This is a genomic window from Kocuria sp. SM24M-10 (genome assembly GCF_001027955.1).
Lineage (GTDB): Bacteria > Actinomycetota > Actinomycetes > Actinomycetales > Micrococcaceae > Kocuria > Kocuria oceani.
On record NZ_LDNX01000154.1, the window covers coordinates 1 to 5169 of the forward strand.

Annotated in this window: 9 protein-coding genes and 1 pseudogene; 7 read left to right on the top strand and 3 right to left on the bottom strand. The window is 64.8% G+C overall.

The features are described 5' to 3' along the window. The coding region (locus ABL57_RS18500) for a DDE-type integrase/transposase/recombinase (protein WP_047804960.1) at positions 1–618 on the top strand (618 nt) is incomplete at its 5' end. 11 nt (positions 619–629) lie between these two features. On the opposite strand, the gene ABL57_RS18505 is transcribed toward ABL57_RS18500, so the two are convergent. From ABL57_RS18505 to soxR, 3 genes are all read right to left on the bottom strand, one after another. Continuing rightward, the gene (locus tag ABL57_RS18505; RefSeq protein WP_053005162.1) at positions 630–1499 is read right to left on the bottom strand and encodes an FAD-dependent oxidoreductase; all 870 of its coding nucleotides are present in this window, start codon (positions 1497–1499) and stop codon (positions 630–632) included. Between the two features lie 105 nt (positions 1500–1604). Then, a complete protein-coding gene (locus ABL57_RS21490; RefSeq protein WP_082157573.1) occupies positions 1605–1754 on the bottom strand; it encodes a Fe-Mn family superoxide dismutase in 150 nt (49 codons plus the stop codon). A 229-nt stretch (positions 1755–1983) separates the two neighbouring features. Then, on the bottom strand, positions 1984–2448 hold the full coding sequence (gene soxR, locus ABL57_RS21495) for a redox-sensitive transcriptional activator SoxR (protein ID WP_256363825.1): 465 nt from the start codon (positions 2446–2448) through the stop codon (positions 1984–1986). A gap of 87 nt (positions 2449–2535) precedes the next feature. Here soxR and fdxA (ABL57_RS21500) point away from each other — a divergent pair, with 87 nt between their 5' ends. From fdxA (ABL57_RS21500) to ABL57_RS18525, 6 genes and pseudogenes are all read left to right on the top strand, one after another. After that, positions 2536–2862, top strand: coding sequence for a ferredoxin (gene fdxA, locus ABL57_RS21500; protein ID WP_082157575.1), 327 nt, complete (start codon positions 2536–2538; stop codon positions 2860–2862). Positions 2863–2906: 44 nt separating this feature from the next. Further along, entirely contained in the window at positions 2907–3233 is a 327-nt protein-coding gene (gene fdxA / locus ABL57_RS18510; RefSeq protein WP_047804959.1) for a ferredoxin, read from the top strand. 88 nt (positions 3234–3321) lie between these two features. Then, positions 3322–3495 carry a transposase gene (locus ABL57_RS21505; protein WP_160310818.1) on the top strand — a complete coding sequence of 58 codons (174 nt, stop codon included), beginning with the start codon at positions 3322–3324 and terminating at the stop codon, positions 3493–3495. 53 nt (positions 3496–3548) lie between these two features. Continuing rightward, complete coding sequence (locus ABL57_RS23610) at positions 3549–3926, top strand: transposase family protein (protein ID WP_371212493.1); 378 nt, start codon at positions 3549–3551, stop codon at positions 3924–3926. A gap of 15 nt (positions 3927–3941) precedes the next feature. Then, the gene (locus ABL57_RS18520; protein ID WP_371212494.1) at positions 3942–4886 is read left to right on the top strand and encodes an ISL3 family transposase; all 945 of its coding nucleotides are present in this window, start codon (positions 3942–3944) and stop codon (positions 4884–4886) included. A gap of 36 nt (positions 4887–4922) precedes the next feature. Beyond that, a pseudogene (locus ABL57_RS18525) lies at positions 4923–5169 on the top strand (IS256 family transposase); the annotation flags it as partial.

The window sequence follows — 5169 nt, forward strand, 5'->3', positions numbered from 1 at the left end:
GGCGGCCTCGGGCAGCTTGGGCGCCTGGGGCCGGAGCGGGGCGTGTACTACGACCTGTACGTCGTGCTCGACATCTTCTCCAGGTTCGTCGTGGGCTGGACCATCGCGGCCCGCGAGGACGCCGAGATCGCCAAGAACCTGCTCGAGCACGCCATGGGCATCCATGGCGTGCCGGAGGCGATCCACGCCGACCGCGGGACCTCGATGACCTCCAAACCGGTCGCTCAGCTGCTCGTCGACCTCGGGGTGGCCAGGTCGCACTCCCGCCCGCACGTGTCGAACGACAACCCTTACAGCGAGGCGGCGTTCAAGACGCTGAAGTACGCCCCGGTCTTCCCCGAGCGCTTCGGGTCCCTGGCCGACGCCGGCGCGTTCGCCGAGCAGTTCTTCGCCTACTACAACCACGAGCACCGCCACTGCGGGATCGGGCTGCACACCCCCGCCAGCGTCCACTTCGGCACCGCCGGGCAGGTCCGCGCCCAGCGCCAGGCCACCCTGGACGCGGCCTACGCCGCCCGTCCCGAGCGCTTCGGCCACCGCCGACCCCAGGCGCCCAAGCTGCCCGAGGCCGCCTGGATCAACCAGCCCTCACAGGAGGCCCTCATACAGACCGCCTGACGGAATCTGTCTCACCCGCCTTGACACTTTCCGTCTACGCGGGTGGTGCCTTCCAACCGCACTGGGGCTTGCATGAAGTGCAGGTGGATGCGGCGGGAGGCCGTGAACGTTGAGGGGTCGCGCTTGGACCATTCCACTAAGGTTTCGGCCACGAGACGTCGCTGCTTGGAACTTTTCATGAGCTCTTCGGATGATCGGTCGAAGACCATGTCGTGAGGGTCGACAATGATGTCTACGTCTCGGACTTCGTGCAGTTCACGCAGTTCAGTGGGTGAGAACTGGGCCTCTGCGGGCCCACGACGCGCGAAGACATGCACGTCAGCGATCTTGCTGTCACGCAGGATCCCGTAGACGTGATTCGGGATATCCGTCGCCCAGAGGTCCTCGGCGTGTTTGGCGAGCATGCGCGTGATGTCCAAAGCGACATTGCCGGCGCCGATGACGGCCACCTGCTCAGCGTCCAGGGTCCAGTGCTGGGGGGCATCCGGGTGTGCGTCGTACCAGGAGACGAATTTCGAGGCGCCGACGCTTCCTGGAAGCTCAATTCCTGGGATGGGCAGTGGGGCGTCTGCGTTGGCTCCGGTGGTCAGCACGACGGCGTCATAGACGTCCTGGAGGTTCTCAACACTGATATCAGTGCCGACTTCGACTCCGGCGACCAGGCGGATGTCACCGCGGTCGAGCACATTGTGCAGCGAGTCGATGATCGCCTTGATGCGCGGATGGTCGGGGGCCACGCCGTAGCGCACCAGCCCGAATGGCGCCGGAAGACGTTCAAACAGATCGACGCGAACGGGGAACTCGATCTGGGAAAACTGTTTGGTGATGATGTCGGCAGTGAAGACACCGGCCGGTCCGGCGCCAACAACAGCGATGTTCACGGGGCGTGATGAGCTCACAAAAGTCTCCATTCATAGGCCGCTGGCCGTCATCTCAGATGGCGACGACCGGCTGACCTGTTTAGGCGTCAGAGTCAGTCGGCGGATTCAAAATTCGAGGGTCTGGACCGCTACGCCCTGGAAAATGGGTCTCCGCCCTAGCCCCGTTGACGATGTTCCGAAGGCATTCACGTTGTCGGGCTCGGCGTTCTGGCAGTTCAGGTAGAAGGGGTGCTCCCACATGTCCAGCATCAGCAACGGGGATGGACCGCCGTCGGAGTACTGCGGTGATCATGAACTCGGCGACTGACGTCCACGCTAAAATATCAAGTTAACTTGAGGTCAAGCTGGCTGAATATCACCCCGAAGGTTTGGTCGTCTCAGATCGTCTCGGGGAGGTGGACACCGCCGGTTTCACCGTCGAGGGTGTGATGGCTAAGTTGCACGCCAGAAGCAGACGTTGACTTCAGTCCTGATCTGTCACGGCTTACTCTTCGTCCAGTTGCTCTAGCCTTCGTGCACCTGCGCCCGTGGCGCCCAGGGCGTCGCCCGGATTAAGGAGCGCGCAAGCCTTCATGGAGAGACACCCACAGCCGATGCAGCCGGTCAACTCATGCTCCAGACGCTCCAGGCTTCGGCGTCGCTCCTCGAGCTCTCGTTTCCAGCGACGCGAGGCGCGCTGCCAGTCTTCATGGCTCGGCGTGCGGTCCAAAGGAACAGACTCAAACGCTTCCCCGACGTCAGTCAGCGGAATGCGAAGCCGCTTGGCCACAGAGATGAGGGAAACGCGCCGGAGCATGTGGCGTGGGTAACGGCGCTGATTGCCGGGAGTCCGCACTGACGCAATGAGACCCAAGTCCTCGTAGTAGCGCAGAGCAGAGACCGCCACGCCCGTGCGTCGGCTCATGTCGCCAATGGCCAGCAGTTCATCAGGATCAAGCGGTGCAGACACGGGACCTCCAAGAACAAGTTGACCTCAAGTTGACTTGACAGTCTACGTTGAGCATCACCGCAGACCGCTACTGGAAGGTTGGCCCGCATGACATACGTGATTGCCTTACCCTGCGTCGATGTCAAAGACAGGGCCTGCATCGAAGAATGTCCCGTGGACTGTATCTACGAGGGCGAGCGGATGCTCTATATCCAGCCTGATGAGTGCGTGGACTGCGGAGCTTGCGAACCGGTCTGCCCTGTTGAAGCTATCTACTACGAAGACGACGTACCAGATGAATGGCAGGACTACTACTCCGCAAATGTTGAGTTCTTCAGCGATCTCGGCTCCCCAGGAGGAGCTGCGAAAACCGGGCCTCAACCATACGATCACCCGTTGGTGGCGGCGCTTCCCCCCCAGGACGTCGACGACTGAGTGGTCAGCCGAAACGGCGTTGCCTTTTAGAAGGGTCTCCCCACATGACATTTGTCATCGCTCTACCGTGCGTCGACGAGAAGGACAAGACCTGCATCGATGAATGCCCCGTGGACTGCATCTACGAGGGTAAGCGGATGCTCTACATCAACCCCTACGAATGCATTGATTGCGGGGCCTGCGAATCAGTCTGTCCCGTCGAAGCGATCTACTACAAAGACGATCTCCCCGACGAGTGGCAGGACTACTCTACGGTGAACGCACAGTTCTTTCAGCGGCTCCGAGCCCCAGGAGGTGCAGCCAAAGTGGGACCCCAGCCGTACGACCACCCGCTGGTGGCGGGGCTTCCACCACAGGACGCCCCCGGCTAAGACCTGGTTTCATTAGTGCCGATTCGGGGGTAGCGAGGCCCCTGCGCTGGTAGTGATCACGGTCGCCATGACGAGGCAGGAGAGGCCTGTGCGCCTGGTCAGCGACCAGCTGTGGGAGTTGCTGGAACCGTTAATCCCGCCTCCTCCGCTGGCGAAGAACGGGCTGACGGGGCTGCCGCATGTGGATGACCGGGCGGTTCTAGAAGGAATCCTGTTCGTGGCCGAAACCGGCTCTTCCCAAATGAGTGTGGGTGAGCGGTAGCGCCGGGTGCGTGTCACGGGGGTTGGGGAGAGGCCGAGGCCTCCAGGATGGGGGTGCTGAATCCAACCGTCCTCGAAGGCCTCGACGTGTCCCATGCTAGTTGCGCGCCGGCGTGCGCGCTCTTCGACCTGCCCGATGTCCACGTGCTCACGATCGAGCGGCACCGCTCCTCGTTCACCCTGGTGGTCGAGACCGTGCCGTCACTGGTGGGCTGTCCGGCTTGCGGGGTGCTCGCCGTCGGCCATGGCCGGGTGGCGGTGCTGCTGCACGACCTGCCTTGCGCCGGGGTGCCCGTGCGGGTGGTCTGGCGCAAACGCCGCTACCGCTGCCATGAGACGGCGTGCGAGGTGACGACCTTCAGTGAGGTCCACGAGCTGGCGGCACCGCGGGCCAAGCTCACCACCCGCGCGATTGCTTGGGCGGTGACGTAGCTGCGCTGCCACGACATCGCGGTCTCGGCCCTGGCCGAGATGCTCGGGGTCGCCTGGAACACCGTCTGGCACGCGATCGTCCCCGTCATCAAGACCCAGCTGACAGCCGAGGACCGGCTGGCCGGGGTCAACGCCTTGGGCGTCGACGAGCACGTCTGGCGCCATGTGGGTCCGCCCGGCACCGGGCTGGTCACCGGGATCGTGGATCACTCCCGCGGTGAGGACGGCCGGCCCCGGGCGAGGTTGCTGGATCTGGTGCCCGGGCGCACGGGGGCGGCCTACGGCGACTGGCTTGCTACCCAGGGTCCGGGGTTCACGAGCGGGATCCGCACGGCGACGCTGGACCCGTTCCACGGCTACGCCAACGCCATCCGCGACGAACTCCCTGAGGCGATCACCGTCCTGGACGCCTTCCACGTGGTGAAGCTCGGTGGGCAGGTCGTGGACGAGGTGCGTCGCCGCGTGCAGCAGGACACCCTCGGCCACCGAGGCCGGGCCGGGGACCCGCTCTACGGGATCCGCCGTACCTTGCAGATCGGCGCCGAGCACCTCACCGCCAAGCAGATCACCCGGCTCAACGCGAAGCTGGTGGCTGGGGACCCGCACCATGAGGTGACCCTGGCCTGGCACTGCTACCAGAAGCTGCGCGCCGTCTACCACGCCCGCCCCGAGCACGGGCGCCGGCTCGTCGCCGAGATTCTCGGTGCCTTCCCGTCCTGTCCCATTCCGGAGATCGCCCGGCTCGGACGGACCTTACGCCGGTGGAAGGCCGCGATCCTGGCCTACTTCGACACCGCCGGGGCCTCCAACGGGCCCACCGAGGCCGTGAACGGGGTGATCGAGACGATGCGCCGGGTCGCCCGCGGCTTCCGGAACTTCGACAACTACCGCCTACGCGCCCTGCTCGCCGCCGGCGGACACCGGCCGTGGCGCAAGACCCCTACCCATGCTCATCTGTGAAGGGCCACGTCGCAGGACGTGGAGGTCCAGGAGCCCGTGACCGCTTTTGGGGAACAAGGGCAAGACGCCGAGCAGCGGCTCGGCAAGACGCCGGCGGTGGACCGGACGCTGGTGGCGCAACTGGTCGCCGGAGCCCGGGAGCAGGGCCTGGATCTGGCCGGGGAAAACGGGCTGCTGGGCCAGCTGACGAAGCTGGTGCTGGAGTCTGCCCTGGAAGGCGAGATCACCGATCACCTGGGCTACGAGCCCCACGAACGCGGCGGCTCGACCGACGGCAACAGCC